Source organism: Thermodesulfobacteriota bacterium, assembly GCA_039028315.1.
Taxonomy (GTDB): domain Bacteria; phylum Desulfobacterota_D; class UBA1144; order Nemesobacterales; family UBA2774; genus CR02bin9.
This window is the reverse complement of sequence record JBCCIH010000257.1, coordinates 1-2,270: the sequence shown is the minus strand read 5'-3', so window position 1 is coordinate 2,270 and position 2,270 is coordinate 1. Positions and strand designations below refer to the sequence as shown.

At 43.0% G+C, this 2,270-nt stretch carries 3 protein-coding genes; 2 read left to right on the top strand and 1 reads right to left on the bottom strand.

From position 1 onward, the window contains the following. Positions 1–357, top strand: a 357-nt coding sequence (locus tag AAF462_11695) for a DoxX family protein (GenBank protein ID MEM7009785.1), incomplete at its 5' end; no start/stop codon positions are given. On the opposite strand, the gene AAF462_11690 is transcribed toward AAF462_11695, so the two are convergent. Next, entirely contained in the window at positions 354–1,088 is a 735-nt protein-coding gene (locus AAF462_11690; protein MEM7009784.1) for a hypothetical protein, read from the bottom strand. The genes AAF462_11695 and AAF462_11690 overlap by 4 nt on opposite strands. Positions 1,089–1,214: 126 nt before the next feature. Here AAF462_11690 and AAF462_11685 point away from each other — a divergent pair. Next, the coding region (locus tag AAF462_11685) for a hypothetical protein (GenBank protein ID MEM7009783.1) at positions 1,215–2,270 on the top strand (1,056 nt) is incomplete at its 3' end.

Genomic DNA, 2,270 nt, shown 5'->3' with positions numbered 1-2,270 from the left:
GCTATTTTTCTTCTTCGCCTGGCAACCGGAGTAAACTTTTTGATGCACGGCGCTGTAAGGGTTTTTGGAGACTACGTCGGGTTCGCAGACGGCATGGCAGATAATTTTAGCGAGACATCTCTTCCAGCTTTCTCTGTCAGACTTTTAGGTTATGCAATACCTCTTATTGAACTTTTGGTAGGAATAATTTTAATCACCGGTTTTCAGTTGAAGTTCGGACTTGTTATAGGCTTTTTATTAATGACCACTCTAATATTTGGAATGTCATTACTCCAGGAATGGGGAGTAGTTGGCAGTCAGATGATATATGTAATAGCGCTTTTCTTAATAATGTATTTTCAGGAAGAAAAGAATTAATTTCTCTGCAAAGTTAAATCAAAAGGAAAGCTCAGAACATTTTCTTTTGTACTTCCCTCAGTATTGTAGCCTATGTCTAGAGTTACCTGTGCTGCCTGAGCGATCGTATCTCTAAAGTATAAAAACCCTGTAACAGTTGCCCCTGGGTGAACCGGGCCTAATGGCAGGGCCTGAGTCAATATATCTGAAGTATCAACCGGTCTTGAGTAATATGTGGCCGGAGGTGGGTAATAATAAACTGGCGCATATCCATATACTCCTACCCTTGGTCCATAATATCCTCTTCTGTATCCTCTGTAGCCGTAACGTCTGCCGTATCCGCCTCCGAATCCAAAGCCTACACCGACGGATAGCCGCGGATAAGAGTATCCTCCTCCCGAGTATGTGGTTCCAGTGCCGGAATTAAAAATATTAGCTACAGTGTCAGGTGATAGCGGCGTGTACTGAGTTTTAAACTGGTCAAAGAGGACAATGTCCTTATAATCCAAAATAATAGTTTTATTAGAATTGTTGGTCACTTTTACATAATACGGGGTTACATAATCGCCTAAATTTCTTGGTGTCCATGGCCAGTAAGAAGGACTTACTGCAATGATCACACCGTCGGGCCCAGCTTGCGTAGTAGGTATGGGTGGTGCTTGCTGGCTGCCGTATTGTCCGGCGGCACACCCGGTTAAAAAGAGCGCTGTAGCTATAATTGCGATACTCAGGTTTATATTTCTATTTGTCATACGCTCTAAGTATAAGAGATGAACAGCGGGGTTTCTACAAATATTTCTTAGCCACTTATTTAATTTGGCTAAGGAAGCGTTATTTGCTAAACTACAATTCTACATTTTCAAAGGAGAAACGAGAATATGGGAGATTATCCACCAGGGTTAGACGTTACCGTAGATTACAAATTCATGGACGCACTTTTCGAGAGGAGATCAAGAAGATTTGGTCTTGGTATGGAAATCGAAAAGGGCCCGCTTAAATATAAATCAAAGCACGATCCGGTCCCACTTTCAGAGCTTGAAGAGGCGCTCATAGTTTGGAACGGGCTCGGAATAAAAAATATTAACCTCTCGGATTTTCCTCCTCATGTTGGTCTTGATTTAGAGATGCAGTTCACAAGTAAGACCATCCCTGCTCTTGGAGATGTGCACAGAACTGAGCTTTTCTATACCAATGACGATGGCACTTACATGGTAAAAATGCACGACAAAGAGGCTCATGAATTTAGAGGCCTTGAAGGGCTTAGTCGTGACAAGAGGGTAGATAAAATTTTAGAGCTCTTTAGAGAATCAAGAATCAAGCTTGAAGACAAAAGGGCCGATCTCCCTTCAAAACCCCCTGGTCTTGCAGGGCACAACCTTTGGAATGTGAATAAACCGGGTACTACTTTATTTATGCCGGTTACAGATTTATCTGCATGTATTATTAACCTTCTATTCTTTTATATGAGACCTGATCACAGGTTTAATTTTGTTGATGAACTACATAACCTAAAACTTCCAGGAACTGACCGCTGGCTGGAGAGTGGTTTCTTGGATAAAGGAAAGCGTATGCCGCTGGTTGAGGCAGAACTTAGGTTTGCTAACGGTTACATTGCAGAGCAAGCATTTATGGGACAGAATATGGTTCTTACGCTCCAGACCCTTGGACTGGGAGGATGGCTGTTTAGCGGTTTTGCCAGCATGTTTATGCTAGGCGGGACGCCATTTAACAAAGGACTCGGCTTTAGATTTGTCACCCCGGAAATTAAAGGCGATACCGGTAATCCTAACCCGGTGGCTGTCGGAAAAGACGATCTTTTTCATGCTTATTGTCCTCCTTATTATAAAGACATGGGGGAGGCGGTCGAGGCGTTTAATGACGCAAAATGGAGCAACTGGGAGTCCCACACAATGCCGTACTTAAGCCCTGAGGGT

Excerpts from the sequence above, each read along its gene's own strand:
- AAF462_11690 (MEM7009784.1), bottom strand. The coding sequence starts at position 1,088 with ATGACAAATAGAAATATAAACCTGAGTATCGCAATTATAGCTACAGCG.